General features: G+C 71.3%; 25 protein-coding genes. 12 read left to right on the top strand and 13 right to left on the bottom strand.

What is annotated here, in order from left to right; genetic code table 11:
• Positions 1-66 precede the first annotated feature (66 nt).
• Genes FHS08_RS00250 through FHS08_RS00230 form a run of 5 tightly spaced genes read left to right on the top strand, consistent with a single transcriptional unit; the run spans position 67 to position 5,267 of the window.
• Positions 67-1,314, top strand: coding sequence for an alanine racemase (locus FHS08_RS00250; protein WP_167034388.1), 1,248 nt, complete (start codon positions 67-69; stop codon positions 1,312-1,314).
• Positions 1,311-2,624, top strand: a complete 1,314-nt coding sequence (locus FHS08_RS00245) for a D-arabinono-1,4-lactone oxidase (protein WP_167034386.1) — start codon at positions 1,311-1,313, stop codon at positions 2,622-2,624. Before FHS08_RS00250 ends, FHS08_RS00245 begins: the two co-directional genes overlap by 4 nt.
• Before the next feature lie 60 nt (positions 2,625-2,684).
• On the top strand, positions 2,685-3,251 hold the full coding sequence (locus tag FHS08_RS00240; protein ID WP_167034384.1) for a LemA family protein: 567 nt from the start codon (positions 2,685-2,687) through the stop codon (positions 3,249-3,251).
• Positions 3,252-3,277: 26 nt separating this feature from the next.
• Positions 3,278-4,168 carry a M48 family metalloprotease gene (locus tag FHS08_RS00235; RefSeq protein ID WP_167034382.1) on the top strand — a complete coding sequence of 297 codons (891 nt, stop codon included), beginning with the start codon at positions 3,278-3,280 and terminating at the stop codon, positions 4,166-4,168.
• Between the two features lie 4 nt (positions 4,169-4,172).
• Entirely contained in the window at positions 4,173-5,267 is a 1,095-nt protein-coding gene (locus FHS08_RS00230) for a DNA glycosylase AlkZ-like family protein (protein WP_167034380.1), read from the top strand.
• A 12-nt stretch (positions 5,268-5,279) separates the two neighbouring features.
• Here FHS08_RS00230 and FHS08_RS00225 read toward each other — a convergent pair whose 3' ends face one another.
• The 3 genes from FHS08_RS00225 to FHS08_RS00215 all read right to left on the bottom strand — a co-directional run bounded on the left by FHS08_RS00225 (position 5,280) and on the right by FHS08_RS00215 (position 8,034).
• On the bottom strand, positions 5,280-5,762 hold the full coding sequence (locus FHS08_RS00225) for a hypothetical protein (RefSeq protein ID WP_167034378.1): 483 nt from the start codon (positions 5,760-5,762) through the stop codon (positions 5,280-5,282).
• Positions 5,763-5,795: 33 nt separating this feature from the next.
• A complete protein-coding gene (locus FHS08_RS00220) occupies positions 5,796-6,356 on the bottom strand; it encodes a hypothetical protein (protein ID WP_167034376.1) in 561 nt (186 codons plus the stop codon).
• A gap of 346 nt (positions 6,357-6,702) precedes the next feature.
• Positions 6,703-8,034, bottom strand: coding sequence for a winged helix-turn-helix domain-containing protein (locus tag FHS08_RS00215; protein ID WP_341800270.1), 1,332 nt, complete (start codon positions 8,032-8,034; stop codon positions 6,703-6,705).
• Positions 8,035-8,115: 81 nt separating this feature from the next.
• On the opposite strand from FHS08_RS00215, the gene FHS08_RS00210 reads away from it, so the two are divergent.
• Together FHS08_RS00210 and ilvA are read left to right on the top strand one after the other, a co-directional pair.
• The gene (locus FHS08_RS00210) at positions 8,116-9,309 is read left to right on the top strand and encodes an AI-2E family transporter (protein WP_167034372.1); all 1,194 of its coding nucleotides are present in this window, start codon (positions 8,116-8,118) and stop codon (positions 9,307-9,309) included.
• A complete protein-coding gene (ilvA, locus tag FHS08_RS00205) occupies positions 9,306-10,532 on the top strand; it encodes a threonine ammonia-lyase (protein ID WP_167034369.1) in 1,227 nt (408 codons plus the stop codon). The genes FHS08_RS00210 and ilvA overlap by 4 nt, the downstream gene beginning before the upstream one ends.
• Before the next feature lie 12 nt (positions 10,533-10,544).
• Here ilvA and greA read toward each other — a convergent pair whose 3' ends face one another.
• Both greA and FHS08_RS00195 read right to left on the bottom strand, forming a co-directional pair.
• A complete protein-coding gene (gene greA, locus FHS08_RS00200) occupies positions 10,545-11,036 on the bottom strand; it encodes a transcription elongation factor GreA (RefSeq protein ID WP_167034367.1) in 492 nt (163 codons plus the stop codon).
• A gap of 69 nt (positions 11,037-11,105) precedes the next feature.
• The gene (locus FHS08_RS00195; protein WP_167034365.1) at positions 11,106-11,501 is read right to left on the bottom strand and encodes a DUF4307 domain-containing protein; all 396 of its coding nucleotides are present in this window, start codon (positions 11,499-11,501) and stop codon (positions 11,106-11,108) included.
• An 81-nt stretch (positions 11,502-11,582) separates the two neighbouring features.
• On the opposite strand from FHS08_RS00195, the gene FHS08_RS00190 reads away from it, so the two are divergent.
• Complete coding sequence (locus tag FHS08_RS00190) at positions 11,583-11,891, top strand: hypothetical protein (protein WP_167034364.1); 309 nt, start codon at positions 11,583-11,585, stop codon at positions 11,889-11,891.
• A gap of 149 nt (positions 11,892-12,040) precedes the next feature.
• Here the strand turns inward: FHS08_RS00190 and trhA are convergent, their stop codons facing one another.
• Positions 12,041-12,745, bottom strand: coding sequence for a PAQR family membrane homeostasis protein TrhA (gene trhA / locus FHS08_RS00185; RefSeq protein ID WP_167039447.1), 705 nt, complete (start codon positions 12,743-12,745; stop codon positions 12,041-12,043).
• A 128-nt stretch (positions 12,746-12,873) separates the two neighbouring features.
• Here trhA and FHS08_RS00180 point away from each other — a divergent pair, with 128 nt between their 5' ends.
• The 4 genes from FHS08_RS00180 to FHS08_RS00155 all read left to right on the top strand — a co-directional run bounded on the left by FHS08_RS00180 (position 12,874) and on the right by FHS08_RS00155 (position 17,454).
• A complete protein-coding gene (locus FHS08_RS00180; protein ID WP_341800269.1) occupies positions 12,874-13,653 on the top strand; it encodes an isoprenyl transferase in 780 nt (259 codons plus the stop codon).
• Positions 13,654-14,054: 401 nt separating this feature from the next.
• Positions 14,055-15,176 carry an aminotransferase class V-fold PLP-dependent enzyme gene (locus FHS08_RS00165; protein ID WP_167034360.1) on the top strand — a complete coding sequence of 374 codons (1,122 nt, stop codon included), beginning with the start codon at positions 14,055-14,057 and terminating at the stop codon, positions 15,174-15,176.
• Between the two features lie 184 nt (positions 15,177-15,360).
• Complete coding sequence (locus FHS08_RS00160) at positions 15,361-16,716, top strand: RNA 5'-3' helicase PhoH2 (RefSeq protein ID WP_167034358.1); 1,356 nt, start codon at positions 15,361-15,363, stop codon at positions 16,714-16,716.
• A gap of 171 nt (positions 16,717-16,887) precedes the next feature.
• Positions 16,888-17,454: a hypothetical protein gene (locus tag FHS08_RS00155; protein ID WP_167034356.1), complete on the top strand. Its 567-nt coding sequence runs from the start codon at positions 16,888-16,890 to the stop codon at positions 17,452-17,454.
• 173 nt (positions 17,455-17,627) lie between these two features.
• On the opposite strand, the gene FHS08_RS00150 is transcribed toward FHS08_RS00155, so the two are convergent.
• The 7 genes from FHS08_RS00150 to xseA all read right to left on the bottom strand — a co-directional run bounded on the left by FHS08_RS00150 (position 17,628) and on the right by xseA (position 24,182).
• Positions 17,628-18,284 carry a response regulator gene (locus tag FHS08_RS00150; protein WP_167034354.1) on the bottom strand — a complete coding sequence of 219 codons (657 nt, stop codon included), beginning with the start codon at positions 18,282-18,284 and terminating at the stop codon, positions 17,628-17,630.
• Entirely contained in the window at positions 18,281-19,795 is a 1,515-nt protein-coding gene (locus FHS08_RS16570; RefSeq protein WP_170283157.1) for an ATP-binding protein, read from the bottom strand. Before FHS08_RS16570 ends, FHS08_RS00150 begins: the two co-directional genes overlap by 4 nt.
• A gap of 48 nt (positions 19,796-19,843) precedes the next feature.
• Positions 19,844-21,238, bottom strand: coding sequence for an aspartate ammonia-lyase (locus FHS08_RS00140; RefSeq protein ID WP_167034352.1), 1,395 nt, complete (start codon positions 21,236-21,238; stop codon positions 19,844-19,846).
• A 49-nt stretch (positions 21,239-21,287) separates the two neighbouring features.
• On the bottom strand, positions 21,288-21,908 hold the full coding sequence (locus tag FHS08_RS00135) for a carbonic anhydrase (protein ID WP_167039443.1): 621 nt from the start codon (positions 21,906-21,908) through the stop codon (positions 21,288-21,290).
• Between the two features lie 38 nt (positions 21,909-21,946).
• Complete coding sequence (locus tag FHS08_RS00130; RefSeq protein WP_243847170.1) at positions 21,947-22,594, bottom strand: DUF4245 family protein; 648 nt, start codon at positions 22,592-22,594, stop codon at positions 21,947-21,949.
• Positions 22,591-22,821 carry an exodeoxyribonuclease VII small subunit gene (locus tag FHS08_RS00125; RefSeq protein WP_170283158.1) on the bottom strand — a complete coding sequence of 77 codons (231 nt, stop codon included), beginning with the start codon at positions 22,819-22,821 and terminating at the stop codon, positions 22,591-22,593. The genes FHS08_RS00130 and FHS08_RS00125 overlap by 4 nt, the downstream gene beginning before the upstream one ends.
• Positions 22,822-22,889: 68 nt before the next feature.
• Positions 22,890-24,182 carry an exodeoxyribonuclease VII large subunit gene (gene xseA, locus FHS08_RS00120; RefSeq protein ID WP_167034350.1) on the bottom strand — a complete coding sequence of 431 codons (1,293 nt, stop codon included), beginning with the start codon at positions 24,180-24,182 and terminating at the stop codon, positions 22,890-22,892.
• Positions 24,183-24,304 lie beyond the last annotated feature (122 nt).

The raw sequence follows: 24,304 nt of genomic DNA, 5'->3' as shown, positions 1-24,304 counted from the left end.
CTGAGCGGGGATGCGCGAGGCCGTAGGCTGAGCGCCACGTGTCGACGCGCGAAGGAGCCCGAACCCATGAGCCTCGACCTGCTCGCTGCGCCTGCCCTCCGACCGGGAGCCTCGGCGGAGCCGTGGAAGGATGCCGCTGCCTACTGGCGTGCCCGCGCGCACGCCGTCCAGGCGCTGTCCGGACCGATCGCGACCGTCGACCTGGCGGCGCTGCGCTACAACGCGCTCGACCTCATCGTGCGAGCGGGGGGCGTGCCGATCCGGGTGGCGAGCAAGTCGGTGCGGGTGCGCGAGATCCTCGACGCCGCCCTCGCGCTGCCCGGCTACCGCGGCATCCTCGCCTTCACGCTCCCCGAGGCGCTGTGGCTCGCCGAGACGCATGACGACATCGTGCTCGGCTACCCGACGGCCGACCGAGCAGCCCTCGCGGCCCTCGCCGCGGACGAGGCCGCGGCTGCGCGCGTGACGCTCATGGTGGACGACATCGCGCAGCTCGATCTCGTCGACGCCGTCGCCGCGCCGAGCTCGCGGGCCGAGATCCGCGTCGCGATCGACGCCGACGCGTCGTGGCGTGCGCCGGCGCCGCTGGGCCACATCGGCGTGCGACGCTCGCCCGTGCACGAGCCGGCGGAGGTCGCGACGCTCGCGCGGGTCGTCTCCGCCCGCCCCGGCTTCCGCCTCGTCGGCCTCATGATGTACGAGGCCCAGATCGCGGGGCAGGGGGATGCGACGGGCGCGGGCGACGGCATCGTCCGATGGATGCAGCGCCGGTCGTCCGCAGAGCTCCTCGACCGCCGCGCCGCCATCGTCGCGGCGCTGCGCGACATCGCGCCGCTCGAGTTCGTCAACGGCGGCGGAACGGGCTCGCTCGAGTTCACGGCATCCGATCAGGCCGTCACCGAGGTGACCGCGGGCAGCGGGCTGCTCGCGGGGCACCTGTTCGACGGGTATCGCGCGTTCGATCCGGCGCCGGCCGCCGCGTTCGCGCTCGAGGTCGTCCGCAAGCCCGCGGCCGACATCGCGACGGTGCTCGGCGGGGGCTGGATCGCGTCCGGCCCGCCCGTCGCCTCGCGTCAGCCGCTGCCCGTCTGGCCCGAGGGGCTCGAGATGCTGCCGCGCGAGGGCGCCGGCGAAGTGCAGACGCCGCTGCAGGGCGACGCGGCGCGGGGTCTCGCCGTCGGCGATCGGGCGTGGTTCCGCCATGCCAAGAGCGGAGAGCTCGCGGAGCGGGTCGCCCGGTATCACGTCACCGACGGCGATGCCCTCCTCGGCGAGGTTCCGACGTATCGCGGCGAAGGGAAGTCGTTCCTGTGACACGGCCCGGCGGAGTGTGGCGCAACTGGGGACGATCCGAGAAGGTGCGTCCGCGGATCGTCGAGTTCCCGAAGTCGACGGAGGCCGTGCGGCGTTCCGTGCGATCGGCAGGGGCGCGAGGGCTCAGAGTCAAGGCGATCGGCGCAGGGCACAGCTTCTCCGGGATCGCCGTCGCGCCCGGCGTGCTCCTCGACCTGAGCGACCTGACGGGACTGGTCGGAGTCGACCGCGAGCGCGGGCGTGCGACGCTTCGGGCGGGCACGCGCCTGCACGACATCCCCGGCCTGCTCGCGCCGTACGGGCTCGCCATGCAGAACCTCGGCGACATCGACCGGCAGTCGATCTCGGGCGCGATCTCGACGGGCACGCACGGCACGGGCACGCGATTCGGCGGGCTCGGCACGCAGGTGGTCGGCGCGACGCTCGTCACGGCAGACGGTGAGCTGCTCGTCGTCGACGAGACACGGCATCCGGAGCTCCTGCCCGCGGTCGCGGTGGGGCTCGGCGCTCTCGGCATCCTCGTGGAGGTGGCCCTGCAGTGCGTCCCTGCGTTCGTGCTGCACGCCGTCGATCGCCCCGAGCCTCTCGCCGACGTGCTGGAGACCCTCGACGTGCGGGCAGCGGCAGCCGACCACTTCGAGTTCTACTGGTTCCCGCACACGGACCGCGGCCTGACGAAGGTCAACACGCGCCTGCCCGCCGGGGCGCCGCGGCATCCGCTCTCACCCGTGGGGAAATGGATCGACGACGTCGTCGTCGGCACGGCCGTGCACCGGCTGGCGTGCTCCGTCGCGACGGCGGCACCCGCGACCGTGAAGGGCATCAACACGCTCGCGGCGCGCGTGTGGGGCGATCGCGAGTTCACGGACGCCTCGCACCGCGTCTTCGCGTCGCAGCGCGACGTGCGCTTCCGCGAGATGGAGTACGCCGTGCCGGCCGAGAGCGTGCGGGCCGCGTTCGAGGCGGTGCGCGCGCTCATCGACGAGCGCGGCTGGCGCATCTCGTTCCCCCTCGAGGTGCGCTTCGCCGCCGCAGACGACCTGTGGATGTCGACGGCGCACGGGCGGGCGTCCGGGTATGTCGCGGTGCATCGCTACTGGCGCGAGGACCCCGCCGAGTACTTCGAAGCGGTCGAAGAGATCATGCTGGGCTTCGGAGGGCGTCCCCACTGGGGCAAGATGCACACGCAGGATGCCGCGGCCCTGCGCCCGCGCTACCCGCGATTCGACGACTTCACGGCGCTGCGCGACCGCCTCGACCCGGACCGCATGTTCCAGAACGCCTACCTGGAGCGCGTCCTGGGTGAGTAGCGGCTGAGAGTCCCCCGTCAGCCCCGTGGCGCCGGGGCGCTCGCGGCTAGGATGAGTCGCATGGAGTGGCTGATCCCGGTGCTCATCGTCGTGGCGCTCGTCGTCATCGTCGGCATCTACCTGTGGGCGACCTACAACTCGCTCGTCGCGCTCAACGTCCGTGTCGACGAGGCGTGGAGCGACATCACGGTGCAGCTCAAGCGCCGAGCCGATCTCCTCCCCAACCTCATCGAGGCGGTCAAGGGCTACGCGGCGCACGAGAAGGCGGTGTTCGAGAACGTGACGCGTGCCCGCGCCGAGACGCTGACCGCCGGAGGCCCCGCCGAGGCAGGCGTCGCCGAAGGGCACATGCAGCAGGCGCTGAAGTCGCTGTTCGCCGTCGCCGAGGCGTATCCGCAGCTCCAGGCGAGCCAGAACTTCCTCCAGCTCCAGCAGTCGATCGTCGACACGGAAGACAAGATCCAGGCCTCCCGCCGCTTCTACAACGGGGGCGTCCGCGAGCTCAACACGAAGATCAAGGTCTTCCCGAACAACCTGTTCGCGCGCAACCTGGGGTTCCACGAGCGCGAGTTCTTCGAGGTGGTCGACGGCGCGGCGATCTCGGAGCCGCCCCGGGTGCAGTTCTGACCCGCGTCCTGGCGAGGGCTTAGCCCGTGTACTCCGCGATCGCGCGCAACAAGCGCAACACGTGGTTCATCCTCGGCGCGTTCATCCTCGTCCTGGGCCTGATCGGCCTCCTGGCCGGGTGGCTCGCCGGCAACAACTGGTGGATCACGGCGTTCATCCTCATCTTCGCCGCCGGCTACGCGACGGTGCAGTACTTCTTCGCCGATCGCGAGGCGCTCGCCTTGTCGGGGGCCGTCGAGGTGAGCAGAACCGACGCGCCGCGGTACTACCGTCTCGTCGAGAACCTCTGCATCACGACGGGCACTCCGATGCCGAAGCTCTACGTCATCGACGATCCCGCCCCGAACGCCTTCGCGACGGGGCGCAAGCCGGAAGAGGCGGCCATCACCGTCACGACCGGACTGTTCGAGCTCATGACGGATCGCGAGCTCGAGGGGGTGCTGGGGCACGAGCTCGGGCACATCCGCAACTACGACATCCGGGTCTCGCTCATCGTCTTCGGGCTCGTCGTGGCGGTCGGCATCCTCGCCGACGTCCTTCTGCGCATCGCGTTCTTCGGAGGAGCGCGACGCAGCTCCGGCAACGGCCAGGCGCAGTTGTTCCTGCTCATCTTCGGCGTCGTCGCGGCGATCGTCGCGCCGCTGCTCGCGGGAGCCGTGCAGGCCGCGATCTCCCGGCAGCGCGAGTACCTCGCCGACGCGACGAGCGCCATGACGACCCGCGATCCCGACGGGCTCGCGTCCGCGCTGCAGAAGCTCGGCGAGTACGGTCGTCCGCTGCAGAAGGCGAACACGTCCATGGCGCACCTGTGGATCGCCGATCCGCTGCGGCCCGGCGCGATCCAGCGCATGTTCTCGACGCACCCGCCGATCCCCGACCGCATCGAGCGCCTGCAGCACATGGGCGGACGGTTCTAGCAGCGTGCTCCGGCTGAGCCGCGACGACGCCCGCCGCCTCGCGGTGCGCGCGCAGCTGCTGACGGCCGACCGGCCGGCGAGCATCGTCGAGACGATCTACGGGCTGTCCGCCGTGCAGATCGAGCCCACCGCCGCGATCGCGCCGAGCGCGGATCTCATCCTGTGGAGCCGCCTCGGCTGGCCGTATCAGCCTGCCGACCTGCGGCGGGCCGTCGAGGTCGACCGTGACGTGTTCGAGTGGGGCGGCGTCTACCGGCTCATGTCGGATCTTCCGCTCCTGCGTCACGAGATGGCCGCACAGCCGGTGTCGGGTGCCGCACGGCGCTGGCTCGAGGCGAACGACCGCTTCCGCCGCGACGTGCTGGCGCGGTTGCGCGACGAGGGCCCGCTGCGGGCGGCGCAGATCCCCGACACGGCACAGGAGTCCTGGTCGTCGACGGGCTGGACCAACAATCGCAACTCGATGCAGATGCTCGAGCTCCTCGTCCAGACGGGTCAGGCCGCCGTCTCGAGCAGGGACGCGAAGGGACGGCTCTTCGATCTCGCGGAGCGCGTCTATCCCGATGACCTGCCTGACGTGGCGGTGGAGGATGCCGCGCGCGAGCGCGCGGAACGCCGGCTCGGATCGCTCGGCCTCGCACGCGCGAAGTCGGTCGCGCAGCCGTTCGAGCCGATCGACGTCGGAACGGTCGGGGAGGAGGCCGTCGTCGACGGCGTCGAGGGCGTGTGGCGGGCGGATGCGGCATCCCTCGAGGAACTCGATGCCCTCGGGGGCCGCACGGCTCTGCTGTCGCCCTTCGACCGACTCGTGTTCGACAGGGAGCGGCTCGAGGCGCTGTTCGGCTTCGAGTACCTCCTCGAGATGTACAAGCCTGCGGCGAAGCGCCGGTGGGGGTACTTCGCGCTGCCGATCCTGCACGGCGACCGTTTCGTCGGCAAGCTGGATGCCGCGGCCGACCGCAGAGCGGGAGTGCTCCGCGTCACCGCGATCCACGAGGACGTGCCCTTCGGCGCCGCGATCTCCGACGCGGTCGACGGCGAGGTGCGGGAGCTCGCGCGCTGGCTCGGCCTCGAGGTGCAGGGCCTGCCCGGCTCGTGAGCGGGAGTCCGGTCAGACGCCGCCGCGGCGCATGGTCGCGCGGTGCCCGAGATGGATGCCGATGTGCCCGACCGACAGGACGAGCGCCGACACGATGAGCGGGATCAGCATCCCGTAGACCCCCAGCAGGACGAACGCGGCGCACGGCAGCGTCGCCAGGGGGACTGGGACGCCCCACAGCGGCCGGTAGAAGTCGCCCGCCGTCCTGCCGCTGCGGAAGTACCGGGCCCAGCCGACCTCGTACGCGATCATGAGCGCCGTCGCCGCCGCGAGCCACAGCGACCACGGTGACCACGGCGACAGGTTCGTGTCGTCGAACACGAGCGCCGAAGCCGTCGTCGCGACCTGTCCGACTCGCTCCAGGGCCACGAGCAGACGGCTCTCGCCGCCGGCGGAGTAGCCCGACGGGCGTGCGACCGTCGCCCACACGATGTTCGGCACGAACAGTGCGAGCAGGAAGGCCAGGCCGACCCAGGAGAATCCGACGTGCCCCACGGCATCCATCCTGGCGCGGCGGCTCGTGGCGGGTCACCCGACGCCGAGCACCATCCCGTCGCCCGCGAAGGCGACTGTTCCCCGCAGGGCCCAGTCGTCGGCACGGTACGTGAAGCTCCCCGCGGTGCCGTCGCGGGCCGTGCCGGAAGCGGTCGCGACGAGGATCCCGCCCGTCGCGGCGAACGAGCGCGCATCGGGGGAGAGCACGACGGCGGGCAGCTGTTCGATCCGGAACGCGATGCGGTCCAGGCCCGCGAGGTCGGCCGCCCACGGAACGCGGATGCCGCAGTTCGCGGGCACCGCGTCCGCGGGCTGCGCGCACGCCCGGGCGTACGCGTCGAGCTGCGCCTGCGCCTTCGCCGTCGCGTCGGCGGACAGCGATGCCTCGACCGCGACATCGTCGTCGCCTCCGGGGAGGACGACGACCGTCGTCGCGCCCGAGAGGAGTCCGGTCGGGGACGCGGAGGCGGAGTACGCGCCCGGCAGGAGGGCGGCGGCCGCGTCGGCGGCACGAGCGCGCCTCCGATCTCGACGGAGTCGCCGATCGTGGTCGCGGGGGTGACCGTGCCGAGCGCGTCCGGCGCGACGCGCCATGCGCCGTCGCGCTCGACGAGCCCGAACGAGACCGAGTGCTCCTCGCCGGCGAGGTCGAAGGTGACGTCCGCCCGTGGCTGCGCGCCGTCCGCATCGCCGACGCGGACGACGGCGGGATCGGCGATGAACTCCGTCGCGCCGGCAAGCGCGTCGGCCGCGGCGGATGCCGTCGGTGTCGCGTCGACGAGCGCGAGCGCGCGGGCGCCGTCGCCGTCCGCGAGAGCCGACAGGAAGTCTCGGGCCACGGCATCCGGTCCGGGCGGGCGCGACAGTGCCCACCAGGCGAAGCCGCCGCCGACGAGCGCAGCCGCGACCCCGGCCGACACCGCGACGATGGCTCCGCGCTTCACACGTCCACGGTAGTTCCCACGAGCAGGTCGGGCTCGTCGGGCGCGAGGGCGACGGCGTCACGAGGCCCCGCCTCATGCCGCCGCGCCTCGGGGAGCGCGTCGGCGAGGTCGTCTGTCGCGTCGCCCCACTGCGAGACGGAGATCCCGTCGAGGCGCTGCCACCGCGCGGCGGCTCTCAGCTCGTCCGCGACGCGGGCCGCGGCATCGGCAGGTCTGCCGTGCTCCCACCACGCCGACTGCACGAGGAGGGTCGAGACGGCACGATCGGCCTTGAGGTCGACCCGCCCGACGATGTCGTCTCCGACGAGCACGGGCAGGGAGTAGTAGCCGAAGCGGCGCTGCGGCGCCGGGGTGTAGATCTCGATGCGGTACTCGAAGTCGAAGAGGCGCTCGGCGCGATCGCGGAACCACACGATGGGGTCGAACGGCGTCAGCAGGGCCGTCGCCGAGACGCGGCGCGGGATGGCGGCGTCGCGATGCAGCCACGCCTTCGCGGGGCGGCCCGCGCTTCGCCAGCCCTGCACCGCGACGGGATTCAGCTCGCCCGCGTCTTCGAGCTCGCGGATCGCCGTCGTGACCGCGGCCCTGTCTTTGATGCGCCAGTAGTCGGCGAGATCCGAGGCCGTCGCGACACCGTACGCCCTCGCGGCGCGGGCGACGAGCTCGCGGATCGCGTCGTCGCGAGGAACTGGCGCACGCGCCTCGACGGGAAGGACGTGCTCTGCGAGTGCGTAGGTGCGCTCGAACCCGCGCCGCCCCGCGATCGCGACCTCGCCGAAGAAGAACAGGAACTCGAGGGCGCGCTTGACGACGTCCCAGTCCCACCACGGCCCGCGGCGCGCCTCCTTCGCGTCGTGCTCGATCTGAGCGGGCCGCAGCGGCCCGCGTGCCGCCAGCTCAGAGCGCACCCAGTCCACGATGTCGGCGTTGCGCTGGAACCAGGTGTCGGGATCGGCGCCGTACTTGGCGCGCATCTCGTCCATGCGGAATGCGAACAGCCCCCAGTCCGCCGCGGGGATGAACGAGGCGACATGCGCCCAGGACTCGACGTACGGCGCGCGGCGCGCGAACAGGAGCCTGTCGAGCAGGTCGGTGTCGTACGGCCCGAGGCGCGAGAAGAGGGGCATGTAGTGCGACCGCGCGAAGACGTTGACCGAGTCGATCTGCAGCACGCCCATGCGCGACATCGCGAGATTGAGCTGGCGCGTGCCCGGCGCCGCGGGGCGGGCCTGCGCGAAGCCCTGCGCCGCGAGCGCGACGCGGCGGGCCTCGGCAGCGCTGAGCGACTCCCTGGGGCGGCGACCGCCTGCTCGACTGACGCTGGTCACGCGGTCCACGTTAGCGGCGGCATCCGACACGGGCACGCGACGCATGGCGGTCAGGGCATGGGACCGCCATACACTGGCAGGATGAGCGGCCCCGAAGACAAGCCCCGAGGCACGCTGTTCGACGCGCTCCGCGACCGCAGTCGCGTCGTGACGAGCGAGCTCGCCGGCTCGGTCCCGCGCGGCCTGCGCATCGCGACGGCCTACTCCTGGCGGCTGCTCGTCATCGCGGCGGCGATCGGCGTCGCGGTGTGGCTCGTCATCCAGCTCAAGCTCCTCGTCGTGCCGCTCCTGGTCGCGATCCTCGTGGCGGCGCTGCTGTGGCCTGCCGTCTCGTGGATGCTGCGCCGCCGGCTCCCGCGATGGTTCGCGATCGTCATCGCGATGGTCGGCACCCTCGCGATCGTCACGGGGCTGCTGTGGCTCGCCATCTGGCAGATCACGCGGCAATGGCCCTCCGTGCAGGCGCGCACCGTGAGCGCCGTCGAGCAGTTCCGGCAGTACCTCATCGACGGGCCCCTCAACCTCACCCCCGAGCAGATCGACGGGTTCCTGACGCAGGCGCGCACGTTCCTCCAGGAACAGGCCGAGCTGCTGTGGTCGGGCGCGCTCGCGATCGGCTCGACCGTAGGCCATGTCGTGACCGGCGCCGTGCTGGCCCTGTTCATCCTGCTGTGCCTCCTCGCAGACGGCGCGGGGATCTGGCGCTGGACGACGCGCATCTTCCCCATCGCCGCTCGCCCGGCCGTCGACGGCGCGGGCAGAGCCGGATGGAAGACCGTGGTCAACTACGCGCGCACGCAGCTGCTCGTCGCGACGATCGACGCGATCGGCATCGGGCTCGGAGCCTTCATCCTCGGCGTCCCGCTCGCGATCCCCGTCGCGGTGCTCGTCTTCCTCGGCTCGTTCGTACCCATCGTCGGCGCCGTCGTGACCGGTGCGCTCGCCGTCTTCCTCGCGCTCGTCTACAACGGCCCCTGGATCGCCCTGTGGATGCTCGTCGTGGTCCTGGGCGTGCAGCAGCTCGAGGGGCACGTCCTGCAGCCGCTCGTCATGGGCTCCGCCGTCAAGGTGCACCCTCTCGCCGTCGTGCTCGTCGTCGCGGGCGGCGCCATGATCGCGGGCATCCCCGGAGCCCTGTTCGCCGTGCCGCTCGCGGCCTTCGTCAACGTGGTCGCCGTCTACCTCGGCGACCGGGCCTGGGAGACAGGACGAGATCCGAGCGCTGGAGACCTCATCTGGAACACCGTCCCGCGCTCTAGGAGGACCGGCGAGTGACCATCCCCACCCTGGCGGAGTTCGAGGACGCCGCCGCGACGCTTCGCGGCGTCATCTCCCACACGCCGCTGGACGCGTCGCTCAGCCTGTCGGAGCTGCTCGGCGTGCCGGTGCACCTCAAGCTCGAGAACCTGCAGCGCACGGGGTCGTTCAAGATCCGCGGCGCCGCGTACCGGCTGTCGCGGCTCACGGCCGAGGAGCGTGCGCGCGGCGTCGTCGCGGCATCCGCGGGCAACCACGCGCAGGGCGTCGCGCTCGCGGCGCAGGCCCTCGGCATCCCCGCGACGATCTTCATGCCCCTCGGCGTGCCCGTGCCCAAGCTCCTCGCCACGCGCGGCTATGGCGCCGACGTCGTCCTGGAAGGCGCCACCGTCGAGACGCCGCTGCGGCTCGCGGCCGAGTTCGCCGAGCGCACGGGGGCGGTGCTGATCCACCCGTTCGACCACCGCGACATCATCGTCGGGCAGGGCACCCTCGGGCTCGAGCTCTGGGAGGACCTGCCCGACCTCGACACCGTCCTGGTGGGAATCGGCGGGGGAGGGCTCGCCGCGGGGGTCGCCGCGGCGGTCAAGGCACGCGCGGCCGCGGTCGGCCGCACGGTCCGCGTCATCGGCGTGCAGGCCGAGAACTCCGCCGCCTATCCCGTGTCTCTCGCTGCGGGGCACCCGCTCGAGGTCGAGACACGACCCACGATCGCCGACGGCATCGCGGTCGCACGACCGGGGAACCTGCCCTTCGAGATCATCCGCGAGCTCCTCGACGACGTCGTGACGGTGTCGGAGGACGACATCGCGCGGGCGCTGCTGGCCCTGCTCGAGCGCGCCAAGCAGGTCGTCGAGCCTGCGGGCGCCGTCGGCGTGGCGGCGATCCTCGCCGGGAAGGTGCGGGCGACGGGCACGACGGTGTCGATCCTGTCCGGCGGGAACATCGACCCGATGCTGCTCCAGCGCGTCGTCGCCCACGGGCTCGCGGCATCCGGCCGCTACATGACTCTGCGGATCCCGCTGCCCGATCGGCCAGGCCAGCTCGCTCGCGTGTCGGAGCTGCTCGCGCAGGCCGGAGCCAACGTCATGGAGGTGCTGCACACGCGCCACGGGCAAGGCCTTCAGATCAGCGAGGTGATCCTGCAGCTCAGCGTCGAGACGCGCGGCGAGGAGCACCGCGCGCATGTCATCGACACCCTCACGAGCGCCGGGTACGCCCCGACCCTCGTCGCCGACTGAGACGGGCGGGGCTCACTGCCCCGCGTACGTCTCGACCTTCACGACCTCCACCGAGATGGAGCGGCCGTTCGGCGCCGTGTACGAGGTGGTCTCGCCCTCCTTGAGGCCCAGGATCGCAGCTCCCAGGGGCGAGGCCTCGCTGTAGACGTCGAGCTCGGAGTTCGCCGCGATCTCGCGGCTGCCGAGCAGGAACCTCTCCTCGCCGCCGGCGACGACCGCCGTCACGACGGTGCCCGGCTCGACGACGCCGGTCGACTCGGGCGCGACGCCGACCTTGGCGTCCTTGAGCAGAGCCGTGAGCGTCCGGATGCGCGCCTCCTGCTTGCCCTGCTCGTCCTTCGCGGCGTGGTAGCCGCCGTTCTCCTTGAGGTCGCCCTCTTCACGGGCGGCTTCGATGCGCTTCGCGATCTCCTCGCGGCCCGTCGTCGAGAGGTGCTCGAGCTCGGCGGCGAGACGGTCGTAGGCATCCTGGGTGAGGAAGGTCACCGGGGCATCGCTGGACACGTCGATCTCCTTGAGTCGGGGGTGTACGTCGAACGCCCTGGCTCGGGCCAGGGCGTCTGTCCGGACAGACTACGTCACCCAGCAGGAGTTGACCAAACCCGTCGTCGCCGTCGCGACGGTGGGGATGGCCTCGCTGAACGCGCGCGTGTGGTCGTCGGATGCCGCGAACTGCACGACCCGCCACCCGACGACGCCGTGCTGCTCGTCCTGCGCCTCGAGCACGCACGCGACGTCCCGGCCGGCAGGGACCGTGAGCTGGAACTCGAGCGTCACGGTGCGGGAGTCCTCGACGCGGAACCCCGTCGTCTCCGCCGCGACGTCGTCGAGCGCGCTCGCGACCGTGAGCCACGCGTAGGCTCCGACGGCGATCGCGGCGACCGCGATCAGGATGCCGGCGACCCAGCGCGCACGCGGCGACCGACGGCGGCCGTACCGCTCGTCGAGCTTGTCCTGCGTCGTCGTCATGGGGGCCTGTCGGGGAGGGATGCGCGGGGAATTAGGCTGGAGACTCCAGGCTATGCGCTCGCGCGCGGATCAGAGGACACCATGCACGCCGCCTTCGTCGCCGCACTCGTCCGCGTCGCGGATGTGACGCCGAGTCCCGCGCCGAACGAGCCGGATCCGACGCTCGTGACGCCCGGTCCGTGGGGCTTCACGGTCATCGCGTTCCTCGCGCTGGCGGTCGTGCTCCTCGTGTGGGACATGCTGCGCCGCATCCGCCGCGGTCGGTTCCGCGAAGAGGTCCGCGAGCAGCTCGACGCCGAGGAGGCCGCGGCGAGGCAGGGTCAGGATGCCGAGCGCGCGACCGAGATCGACGACCAGGACATCGACCCCGGAGCGGACCCGCGCGGCTGACGGGCAGGACTCGGGAGCCGACCCGACGCGGCACGACCCTGAAGCCGATCCGCGCCGCTGACGCGGCATCCCGCCTCCCGCGTGGAGCGGGCGTCGATGCTCGACGGCCGGTCGCACGGGAGTCGAGGCGCGAGCGGCTGTGCCGAGGGTTAGCCCGGGAGGCCGAGCGAAGGGCTCAGCGGCCGGAGCGCGATGAGCAGGCACGCCGTCCAGTGGCAGAGGAACGCGAGGACCGTGCACACGTGGAAGATCTCGTGGAACCCGAAGTGGCCCGGCCAGGGGTTCGGCTTCTTGACCGCGTAGACGATCGCGCCGGCCGTGTAGAGCAGACCGCCGACGATCACGAGGATCATCATCGCGACGTTCGCCTGGAACAGCGGCACGATGTACATGACGGCCGCCCATCCGAGAAGCAGGTACAGCGCGACGTACAGCCAGCGCGGCGCGCCGATCCAGAACACGCGGAACAGGATGCCCAGCAGCGCGCCGGACCAGACCAGGATCAGCAGGATCGTGCCCTGATCCGGCGGGAGGGCGAGCGTCGCGATCGGCGTGTAGGTCCCCGCGATGAGCAGCAGGATGTTGGCGTGGTCGATCCGCTTGAGGACGGCCTTGGTCGTCGGCCCCCAGTCGAAGCGGTGATAGAGCGCAGAGTTGCCGAACAGCAGGAGCGACGTGGCCATGAAGACGGCCGACGCCCACTTGGCGGGAGCCCCCTGTGCGAGCACGATGAGCACGATGCCCGCAGCGATCGCGACGGGGAACGTCGCGGCGTGGATCCAGCCCCGCCACGACGGCTTGAGCTCGGTCTGCGCGCCCGCGGCGGCGGCCTCGAGGAGTGGCAGCTGGGGCACTTCGGGTGCGGTCGGCTTGACGCGGCGGGTCACGGGTCGAGCCTACGCCGCACGGTATGCCACGGAAGGAACGCGCACGGCATCGCACCGCTGCGGGAGGCCCCAGGACCGAGGAGTACCTTAGGCGTGTGACGTCCTCGAGCCGCGGGCGCGGCCCCCTGTACCGGCTCTACATCAACCGGCTGCGGCGTCACCTCACCCCCGACGTCGTGCCTCGCCATGTCGCGATGATGATCGACGGCAATCGCCGCTGGGCGCGTCAGCTCGGCTATGCGTCCGCCGCCCACGGCCACAGGGCCGGCGCCGCGAAGATGCGCGACTTCCTCGAGTGGTGCGACGACATCGGCGTCCAGGTCGTCACGCTGTATCTCCTCTCCAACGACAACCTCCGCAAGCGCGACACGCAGGAGCTGTCTGATCTCATCGAGATCATCGCCGAGCTGGCCGACGCCCTCTCGCGGGAGCGCGATTGGCGAGTCCTGCATGTCGGCCGTGCGGACCTCCTCCCGGCCGACCTCGCGCGTGTGCTCTCCGAAGTGTCGGAGCGCACGCGCGGCCACACAGGACTCCACGTCAACCTTGCGGTGGGCTACGGCGGCCGGAGCGAGATCGTGGATGCCGTGCGCAGCATCATCGCGAAGCACGACGAAGAGGGCGGGTCGCTCGAGGAGCTGGCGGCGAGCCTCACCCCCGAGCAGATCGGCGAGCACCTCTACACGGGCGGGCAGCCCGACCCCGACCTGGTCATCCGCACGTCGGGCGAGCAGCGCCTCAGCGACTTCCTCGTCTGGCAGAGCGCGCACAGCGAGTTCTACTTCATGGAGGCTCTGGGTCCTGACCTGCGCGAAGTGGACTTCCTGCGTGCGATCCGGGACTTCGCAACCCGTGATCGCCGCTACGGGGGGTGACCGGCGCTCGTCGCTTCGGGGGTGACCGGCGCTCGGGTCGTGTCTCACGGCGAGGTTCTCCTTCATGGAGGCTCTGGGTCCTGACCTGCGCGAAGTGGACTTCCTGCGTGCGATCCGGGACTTCGCGACCCGTGATCGTCGCTTCGGGGGGTGACCGGCGCTCGGGTCGTGTCTCACGGCGAGGTTCTCCTTCATGGAGGCTCTGGGTCCCGACCTGCGCGAAGTGGACTTCCTGCGTGCGATCCGGGACTTCGCGACCCGTGATCGTCGCTTCGGGGGGTGACCGGCGCTCGTCGCTTCGGGGGTGACCGGCGCTCGGGTCGTGTCCCACCGGGGCTGACCCGGAATATCCGGACCCTCGCGCGGGCGGTCGGGGCGGGGCTGTCTGCCACAATGTGACGGTGACGGATCTGGATTCGTTCCTGGCATCCTTCGACGGCGAGCCGGGGTATCTCGACTGGGCTTCCTTCGGCCCGCTCTCCTCGACGGTGCGCACGGAGGCCCACGCGGATGCCGAACTGCTCGGCGCGGGCCGAAGGTCGGGCATCGAGCTCGTCGCCGACCACGCGCGCGAGGCGCGCGAGCTGGTCGCGGAGCTCCTCGACGCGGATGCCGCACAGGTCGTCGCCCAGCCCTCGACGACATACGGGCTCATGCATGCGCTCTACGGACTGGCCGGCGGCCTCATCCTGTCCCGGGCCGAGTTCCCCGCGCTGACGATAGCGGCGACGCGCGCCGCCGACGCGCTCGGCTCGATCCAGCTGCAGTGGATCGAGCCGCCGGACGGCCGCGTGACCCCCGAGGCGGTGCGCGAGGCGCTCACCGACGACACGCGGGCCGTCGCCGTGAGCCTCGTCGACTTCCGCACGGGCTATCGCGTCGACCTGTCCGCGCTGCGCGAGGTCATCGGCGACCGGCTGCTCATCGTGGACGCGGTCCAGGGCTTCGGGGTGGTCGACGCCGACTGGGCCGCTGCAGACGTCGTGTGCGGCAACGGCTACAAGTGGCTCCGCGCGGGTCGCGGCACGGGCTTCGCCCGATTCGGCGAGCGCGCGCTCGAGCGCATCGCTCCGGTGCTCTCGGGCTTCGCCGGGGTCGACGGCGATCTGCCCCTCGACGTCGTGCCGCAGCCCGCCGCGTCCGCGCAGGCGTTCACCGTGACCGCGCCCGACCATCTGGCCGTCGCACGGCTCGCGACGGCCCTCACCGACATCCGGGACGTGGGCGTGGGCGCCATCGAGCGCGAGATCGCGGCGCGCGCGGCCGATGTCATGTTCTACGCCGACCGATACGACATCCCCGTTCTGACTCCGCGCGAGCCTCACCAGCGCGCGGGCATCGTCGCGCTCGCGCCCGCACCGCAGGATGCCGCTCCGCTGGCCGCCTCGCTCGCGAATCACGGGCTCACTGTGACGGTGCGCTCGGGGCTCGTCCGCGTCTCGCCGCACGTCGGGACCGGCGCGGACACGCTGCGGCTGTTCGGCGACGCGCTTGCGGCGTTCTCGTCGACGCGGGTCTGGTGAGCAACGAGGAATTAACCCGGCCGTAACCTCCTGCCAGCGTGTCGTCGCAGTGCGTGTCGCAGGCCCGACGTACGTTCATCTCATCGGGCAAGGCGCCCGGTCGGGTCGGCCTCCTGGATCGCGACTCGTGGCCCACCGGTCGACTCGTGACTGCCGGGTTCTCCACCCGGGGCAGGAGTGGGTTGTGACCACACGAGCACCACACACGCAGGATCTCGAGCTCGTCGACGACACCGAGGAACTGGAGGAAGACCTCCGCACCTACGTGCTCGACACGTCGGTCCTGCTGAGCGATCCGCGGGCGTTCTTCCGCTTCGCCGAGCACAGCGTCGTCATCCCGGTCGTCGTGATCACGGAGCTCGAGGGCAAGCGCCACGATCCCGAGATCGGGTACTTCGCGCGCCAGGCGCTGCGGCATCTCGACGAGCTGCGGATCGAGCACGGACGCCTCGACTTCCCCGTCCCGGTCGGACGCGGCGGAACGCTGCGGGTGGAGCTCAACAACACCGACTCGTCGGTGCTCCCCTCCGGCATGCGCCTGGGCGACAACGACAGCCGGATCCTGGCCGTCGCGATGAACCTCGCGAGCGACGGGCAGGAGGTCACCGTCGTGTCGAAGGACCTTCCCATGCGCGTCAAGGCGGCCTCGCTGGGCATCGTCGCGGAGGAGTACCTCGCCGAGCAGGCGGCCGACTCCGGATGGACCGGCATCGCGGCGATCGACGTGTCGGGCGACGAGATCAGCGACCTGTACGAGAGCGAGGTCGGCACGAGCGAGCAGACCGCGGGACTCCCCGTCAACACGGGACTCATCATCCACTCCGAGCGCGGCTCGGCCCTCGGGCGGGTGACGGGCGACGGCGCCTACCGGCTCGTGCGCGGCGACCGCGAGGTCTTCGGGCTCCACGGGCGCTCGGCCGAGCAGCGCATCGCGATCGACCTCCTGCTCGACCCCGACGTGGGGATCGTCTCCCTCGGCGGGCGCGCAGGCACGGGCAAGTCGGCCCTCGCGCTCTGCGCGGGCCTCGAGGCCGTGCTCGAGCGGCAGCAGCAGAAGCGCATCCTCGTGTTCCGCCCGCTGTTCGCGGTCGGCGGGCAGGAACTCGGCTACCTGCCGGGCGACCAGCAGGAGAAGATGAACCCGTGGGGGCAGGCGGTCTTCGACACGCTGGGCTCGGTCGTGTCCGGGAACGTCGTCGAAGAGGTCGTGGCGCGCGGCCTGCTCGAGGTGCTGCCGCTGACCCACATCCGCGGACGTTCGCTGCACGACGCGTTCGTCATCGTCGACGAGGCGCAGTCGCTCGAGCGCAACGTCCTGCTCACGGTGCTGAGCCGCATCGGCCAGAACTCCCGTGTCGTCCTGACGCACGATGTCGGCCAGCGCGACAACCTGCGCGTCGGCCGCCACGACGGCGTCGCCTCCGTCATCGAGACGCTCAAGGGCCACGACCTTTTCGGACACGTGACGCTCATGCGGTCGGAGCGCTCGGCCATCGCGGCGCTCGTGACGGATCTGCTCGAGGCCGGCGAGATCGCATAGCGGGACACCGGTGCCAGGGGGGTCGGGATGTCGCATCCCGGCCCCTCTGTCGTCCTATTCGCCCGCATGAAGCATGAGAAGAGTCTCATGCTGATCTCCTCTGTTTCTCATGAGCGCATGCCACGATTGATGCATCGCAGATCCACTGCGCCATGACCTGGGGGTTAGATCGTGGAAGGACGTACGCGTCTCGCGGCAGGCGGCTTCATCGCCGGCACTGCGACGATCGCTGCTGTCGCCGCGGTCATCATGAGCAACTCGGCGGCCCTCGCCGATGCGAAGGGCGTCCCCGTCAAGGCTGCCGCGATCGTGATCCCTGCCGCCACGGCCTCGCCCACGGCGGCACCGGCTCAGACCGCCGTCGAGACGCCTGTCGTCCTGGATGCTCCGGTCGAGCAGGTCGTGCCGGAGGTGTCGTCGCCCGATCACGTCACCGTCACGACGGTCGCGACCGCGCCGTCGGCATCGACGGAGGCCGCCATCGTCAGCAGCGCCGCCGGCACTGGATCATGGGCCGCGGCCTATGAGTGGTGCAAGGAGCACGGCTGGACGCGGGCACAGGCGCAGGAGTGGATCGCACGCCTCGAGCAGAAGCTCGCACAATACCGGGCGGAGGCGCAGTCGGACGACGGCGCCCGCAGAGACCGGTTCACAGAGACGTCCGAGCGAGACCGCGATGGTCATTCGCCCGGATCGAAGAAAGATCGATCGCACGATTCCCCAGATCACCGCGATTGACCCGGCCGGAGATCCCCAGCTCCGCGCCTCATTAGCCCCCGGCGTCCCCCAGCGCCGGGGGCTTCTTCATGCCCTCGCGAGACCCCGTCGGCGCATGCACGGCGATCGTCGGCGCGCGGACGCCGGACATCGCGGTGTGTCGCGGCGGCACTGCGGCGCGCGCGGAGCCCGGACTACTCCCAGCGGTAGCCCGCGCCGCGCACCGTCACGATGTGCTCGGCTCCCAGCTTGCCGCGCAGGTACCGCACGTACACGTCGACGACGTTCGATCCGGGGTCGAAGTCGAGGCTCCAGACACGGCTGAGCAGCTGCTCGCGGCTGAGGACCTGTCCGGGGTTGCGCAGGAACTGCTCGGCGAGGGCGAACTCCCGCGCCGACAGCTCGACCTCGTTCCCTCCGACGGACGCCCGGCGAGCGAGGATGTCGAGCACCACGTCGCCGTGCACGACCGTGACGGTGGGCGGGGCGGCGCCCTCGCGGAGGCGCGACCGCACGCGTGCGAGCAATTCGTCGAACGTGAACGGCTTCGCGACGTAGTCGTTGGCCCCGGCATCCAGCCCCTCGACGGTGTCGCGCGTGCTCGACCGTGCCGTCAGCATGATGACGGGCACGGTCGAGCCCTGCCCTCGCAGCGACCGCAGGACCTCGAAACCGTCCATGAGCGGCAGCCCGACATCGAGGAGCACGAGGTCGATGTCGCCCGCGACGGCCCGTTCGAGGCCGTCGACGCCGTCCTCTGCGATGGCCGTCGTGTACCCCGCGGCCTCGAGCCCGCGTTTGACGAACGCCGCGATGCGGGGCTCGTCCTCGACGATCAGGATGCGACTCACCCTGCGGCCTCCCTCTGAAGTACGACGTCGCCGGCGCGGACGGGCGCGGGAAGCTCGGACGTCGGAAGCGGCAGGTGGATCGTGAACGTCGCGCCGCCGCCCGGTGTGTCGGTCACGGCGCAGTGGCCGCCATGGGCCTTCGTGATGGCGTCGACGATGGCCAGGCCGAGTCCCGATCCGCCGACCGAGCGTTTCCCGTGCGCGCGGTCGAAGCGCCGGAAGATCCGGTGCCGCAGCGCCGGAGGGATGCCGGCGCCGTGGTCGCGCACCCACAGGCGCGCCGTGTCGTCGACGAAGGCGCTGCCGATCTCGATGGGCGAGCCCTCAGGCGTGTATTTCGCGGCGTTGTCCGCCAGCTGGAGCCACGCCTGCAGGAGTCTGTCCTGGTCGGCGGGGACCGTGCCCTCTCCCTGTCGCTCGACCGTCCAGGAGTGCCCGGGGATGACCGCCACGAGCTCGCCGACACGGGCCGTGAGAGCGGCGAGATCGACATCCGTCATGTCGAACTGGTCGCCTTCCGCCGCTGCGAGGAGGTCGATGTCCTCGACGAGCCGCGTCATGCGGTCGAGCTCCGCGATGCCGATGTCACGCGTGTTCTCGACGTCCTCCGCGTCGTTCGGATCCATCATCTCGAGGTGCCCGCGCACGATCGTGATGGGCGTCTTGAGCTCGTGCCGCACGTCGTCGAGCAGCTGACGCTGCACGTCGACGGAGCCCTCCAGACGGTCGAGCATCGAGTTGACCGTGCGCGTCAGGTCGGAGATGTCGTCGTTGCCCTGCGCCGTGAGGCGCGTGGAGAGGTCGGAGATCGTGATGGCGTCGGCGGTCTCGCGGATCTGGCGGATGGGGGAGAGGAGCCGCCCCATGACGAACCAGCCGACGACGCCGGTCGCGGCGAGCACCGCGACGGCGGCGATCCAGTACGTCGTGATGGCGGCCGTGACGGCGGCGAGCTCTGCTTCGAGGTCGACGGCGCGCAGGTAGACCCCCGTCTGCGGATCGCCCTCCATCGAGACCGGGATCGCGATGTAGCGGAACGTCCCCTCGCTCGTCACGGCCGTGCCGAGGACCGTCGTTCCCTGCCGCTCCGTCTCGGCGATCGCACGATCGATGAGCTGCTGGTCGCCCGAGATGTCGAAGCCCGACAACGTCTCGGGTCGGTAACGGGCCGTGCCGTCGACGATGGCGAGGGACGCCTCGTTCCGGCCGGGTACGAGACGCGCGACCGCCGCGTGCAGGAACTCGGACACCGAGCGGTAGTCCTCGATGCGGAGATCCTCCGTCGCGGTCGGCGTCCCCGACGTGTCGCCGGGCTGCGCGCCGCTGTCGCCGATGACGGTCTGCAGGCTCGCGACCTGGGCCTTCAGGCGGGCATCGACGTCCGTGAGCACGCTCTCGCGCTGCATGAGGAACGTGACGCTGCCCACGATCGCAAGCCCGACGCTCGCGACGGCCAGGATGGCACCCAAGATCCGTACGCGGGCCGAGATGGGCCGAGGGGTGCGAGTCACCTCCCGATTATCGCCCCCGCGCACGGCTGCCGACCATGCCGGGCCTCATCAGCCCGGGTGTGTCATCGAGAGCAGGTCGAGCTTCTCGTCGAGCTGCTCGAGCGTGATCTCGCCGCGCTCGACGTAGCCGAGGTCGATGACGGCCTCACGCACGGTGATGCCCTTCGCGACGGAGTGCTTCGCGATCTTCGCCGCCGCCTCGTAGCCGATGACCTTGTTGAGGGGCGTCACGATCGACGGCGACATGCCCGCGAAGGCCGCCGCGCGCTCGACGTCGGCCTCGAGCCCGTCGATCGTCTTGTCGGCGAGGAGGCGCATGGAGTTCGACAGGAGCCTGATCGACTCGAGGAGCGCCGTGCCCATGACGGGGATCGCGACGTTGAGCTCGAAGGAGCCGGACGCGCCGGCCCACGCGACGGTCGCGTCATTTCCGATGACGCGCGCGCACACCATGAGCGTCGCCTCCGGCACGACGGGATTGACCTTGCCCGGCATGATCGAGGATCCGGGCTGCAGGTCGGGGATGTGCAGCTCGCCCAGCCCCGTGTTGGGGCCCGACCCCATCCAGCGGATGTCGTTGTTGATCTTCGTGAGCGAGACGGCGATCGTGCGCAGGGCTCCGGATGCCTCGACCAGGCCGTCGCGGTTCGCCTGCGCCTCGAAGTGGTCCTTCGCCTCCGTGATGGGCAGCTCGGTCTCGGACGCGAGCAGCTCGATGACCTTCTGCGGGAAGCCCAGGGGCGTGTTGATGCCCGTCCCGACGGCCGTGCCGCCCAGCGGAACCTCGCCGACGCGGGGGAGCACGGACTGCACGCGCTCGATGCCGAGGCGGATCTGACGCGCATAGCCGCCGAACTCCTGGCCGAGCGTGACGGGCGTCGCGTCCATCAGGTGCGTGCGGCCGGACTTGACGGCATCCTTCCACGCCTCGGCCTTCGCCTCGAGCGCGACGGCGAGGTGGTCGAGCGCGGGGATCAGGTCGTCGATGAGCGCCTGCGTCACGGCGATGTGAACCGACGTCGGGAACACGTCGTTGGACGACTGCGAGGCGTTGACGTGGTCGTTGGGGTGGACCGGTGCGCCGAGCCGGCGCGTCGCGAGCGTCGCGAGCACCTCGTTCATGTTCATGTTCGAGGACGTGCCGCTGCCGGTCTGGTACGTGTCCACCGGGAACTCGGCGTCGTACCCTCCCGAGATCACGTCGTCCGCGGCGCCGGCGATCGCGTCGGCGATCGAGCCGTCGAGGGTGCCGAGCGCCTTGTTGGCGAGCGCGGCCGCCTTCTTGATGCGCGCGAGGGCCGCGATCTGCGTCGACTCGAGCCCCTTGCCGGAGATCGGGAAGTTCTCGACGGCGCGCTGCGTCTGCGCGGCGTACAGCGCGTTCTTGGGCACGCGGACTTCGCCCATCGTGTCGTGTTCGATGCGGTATTCGATGTCGGTCACGTCGTCGTTCCTTCTCGTGATGCGGGCCGCGCCCGCGGTGTCGATTCGGTCAGGCGGGGTCTGTGTCGTCGTCGACGACCCCGACGATGATGTCGGGCACGACAGTGCCCTCGGAGAGCCGGTAGTTGGCGGCGACGATCGCGAGGCGGCCGTCCGCGATGGCGTTGCTGATGAGCTCGGACGAGTGCAGCAGGTCGGCGACCGTGTCGCGCAGGTGCTCCCGTCCGACGTGCTCGACGTCGATCGGCGTGCCCGGCGCCGAGGTCGCCTGCTCGCGCATGACGCGACGCACGGCGGGGACGATGGGGGCGATCTGGCGCCAGATGTGCGGTGCGAGGGCGGGGGCGTCCTGCGCCGTGCTCTCGATCGCGGCACCCACCGCGCCGCACGCGTCATGCCCGAGCACGACGATGAGGGCGACGTCGAGCATCGCGACGGCGTACTCGAGACTGCCCACGACGGAGTCGGAGATGACCTGGCCCGCATTGCGCACGACGAACAGGTCGCCGAGGCCCTCGTCGAAGATGATCTCGGCCGCGAGGCGCGAGTCGGCGCAGCCGAACAGCGCCGCCTGCGGCTTCTGGCCCGTGGCGAGCTCGCTGCGCCAGTCGACGTCCTGATGGGGATGCTGCGGAGCACCCGCGACGAAGCGCGCGTTGCCTGCGCGCATCTCGGCCCACACCGACGCGGGCGTGCGCGACGGTGCGCTCACTCGCCGGCCCCTTCCCTCAGGTCGCGGACGTCGTCGGCGACGGATGCCGCGGCCTTCTCGAGACTCGCGTCGTCGGTCGCCCCGTAGATGAGGATCGTGTCCCGCCCAGCCTGCGCGCTGAGCGCTGCCGTCACGTTGCCGGCCCTCGCGGGGTCGGAGATGTCATAGCGAGCCCAGGCGATGCCGTCGACCGTCAGCGTCCCGTCGGCGGCCGCCCCCTTGAGGACCCGAGCAGGCCACGCCTCGTCGGCGTCGAATCCCTGCGCGATGTTGACGAACCCGGCGTCCTCAGCGGGGACGTAGGCGATCGTCCAGGCGCGGACGTCCTCGCCGCGCACCTCGGCGACGTTCACCGTCCACTCCTGCGGCACGCGCGGCACGATCACGGTGCGGCCCTCGGACGCCGCCAGCCCGGACGCGATCGCGGCGACGTCGATCGGCGCGCGCGGCGCGGACTGTCCACGCGGCACGGCGAAGACGATGACGAGGACGATCGCGAGCGTCGCGATCAGAGCGGCGACGAGATTGCGGACCGTCTGGCTCGACCGGTAGACATACGACGACTCGGCCTTCCGCGCCGCCGTCTCGTCGGGGGTCTCGGGGCGACCGAGCTCCGCGACGATCCTCGGACCCTGCGCCATCATGCCTCCGTGCCCTCGGCCGACGATCGTGCGGCGTCGAGGCGCCGCTTCGCGCCGATGAGCCACTCCTCGCAGCGGGCGGCGAGCGCCTCTCCGCGTTCCCAGAGCGCGAGCGACTGCTCGAGCGTCGGCGCGCCCTGCTCGAGCTCTGCGACGACCTTGACGAGCTCGTCGCGCGCCTGCTCGAACGACAGCGCCGCGACGTCGGGAGTCTCGCTCGACACGCTCATGCACTCGAGTTTAGTTGGGTCGGGAGGCAACCTCCGGCCCGACGGGACGACGCCCTCCGCCGCCCTGGCTACGCCGTCGACGAGTCGGCGCCTTCGGCGACCTCGCCCTCCGACCGCGCGGCGAACGATCCGCGGCCGACGGTCACGACGACTCCCGCTCCCGCGGGCGCCTGCGCGGCATCCCGGACGATGACGCCGTCCTGCAGGTGCGCGATGGCGTAGCCGCGGGCGAGGGTGGCCGCGGGCGAGAGTGCGCGCAGGGTGGCGCGCAGCTCGGCCGCGCGACGGGCCTGCGCGTCCAGACGCCTGTCGATCGTGTCGCGGCCGCGCGTGGCGAGCAGGTGCAGCTCGTGCGAGCGGCCCTGCAGCATCGTGTGCGGTGCGCGCAGCACGGGGCGCGAGCGCAGCTGTTCGAGCTGTGCGATGTCGTGGGTCACGCGCTGGGTCAGGCGCGACGTGAGCCGCGAGCGGTAGTGGGCGACGAGGGCGCGCTGCTCGGCGACGTCCGGCACGACCTTCTTCGCGGCATCCGTCGGCGTGGATGCCCGCAGATCGGCCACGTCGTCGAGAAGGGGGCGGTCGTTCTCGTGCCCGATGGCGCTCACGACGGGAGTGGATGCCGCGGCGACGGCGCGCAGGAGCCGCTCGTCGCTGAACCCCAGGAGGTGCTGCGGATCGCCGCCGCCGCGTGCGATGACGATGACGTCGACCTCGGGGTCGGCGTCGAGGGCCTTGAGCGCCGCGATCGTCTCCGGCACGCATCGGTCGCCCTGCACGGCGGCATGCCTCGTGCGGAAGACCACCTGCGGCCACCGCAGCTCTGCGTTGCGGTGCACGTCCTTCTCCGCGTCGGAGTTCTCGCCCGTGATGAGCCCGATGACGTGCGGGAGGAACGGGAGGGGCTTCTTGCGCGTCGCGTCGAACAGGCCCTCGGCGCGCAGCCGGGCGCGCAGGCGCTCGAGCTTTTCGAGCTGGTCGCCGAGCCCGACGTGCTTCATCATGGCGACGCCGAACCCGAAGTCGCCCGTCTTGACGAAGTAGTCGGCCTTCACCGACGCGATGACGTGGTCGCCGAGCGCGAGGTCGTCGGGCAGGCGCTGCAGGGTCGACGACCAGATGCGGAACGAGATCATCGAGTCGGTCGCGAGGTCTTTCAAGCGCCCGAAGACGTTGCCGCCGCGGCGGTTCCACAGCGTGATCTCGCCCTCGACCCACACAGACCCCCAGTTCGAGACGAATCCGCGGATCGTGTCGTTGAGGCGAGAAACCGACGTCGGGGCCTGCGCGCTCGAGTCGCGGGGGTGCACGGAGTCGGGGGGCGGGGCCTGGCCAGGCACCGGCTCGGGGCGGAAGCCCGTCATCGTGACAGCGCCCGGTGGGGGGCGTTCGCGGTTCGCAGGGGCGGGAAGCCCCGCAGCAGGGTCGTCATGGGCGTCCTCTCGTCGGCGGCGCGCGGCGCCCGTCCAGGCCCCGGCCGTAGAAT

Source organism: Microbacterium ulmi, from assembly GCF_011759705.1.
Taxonomy (GTDB): Bacteria; Actinomycetota; Actinomycetes; order Actinomycetales; family Microbacteriaceae; genus Microbacterium; species Microbacterium ulmi.
The sequence above is the reverse complement of the archived record's forward strand: the minus strand, read 5'-3'. Positions and strand labels throughout refer to the sequence as shown.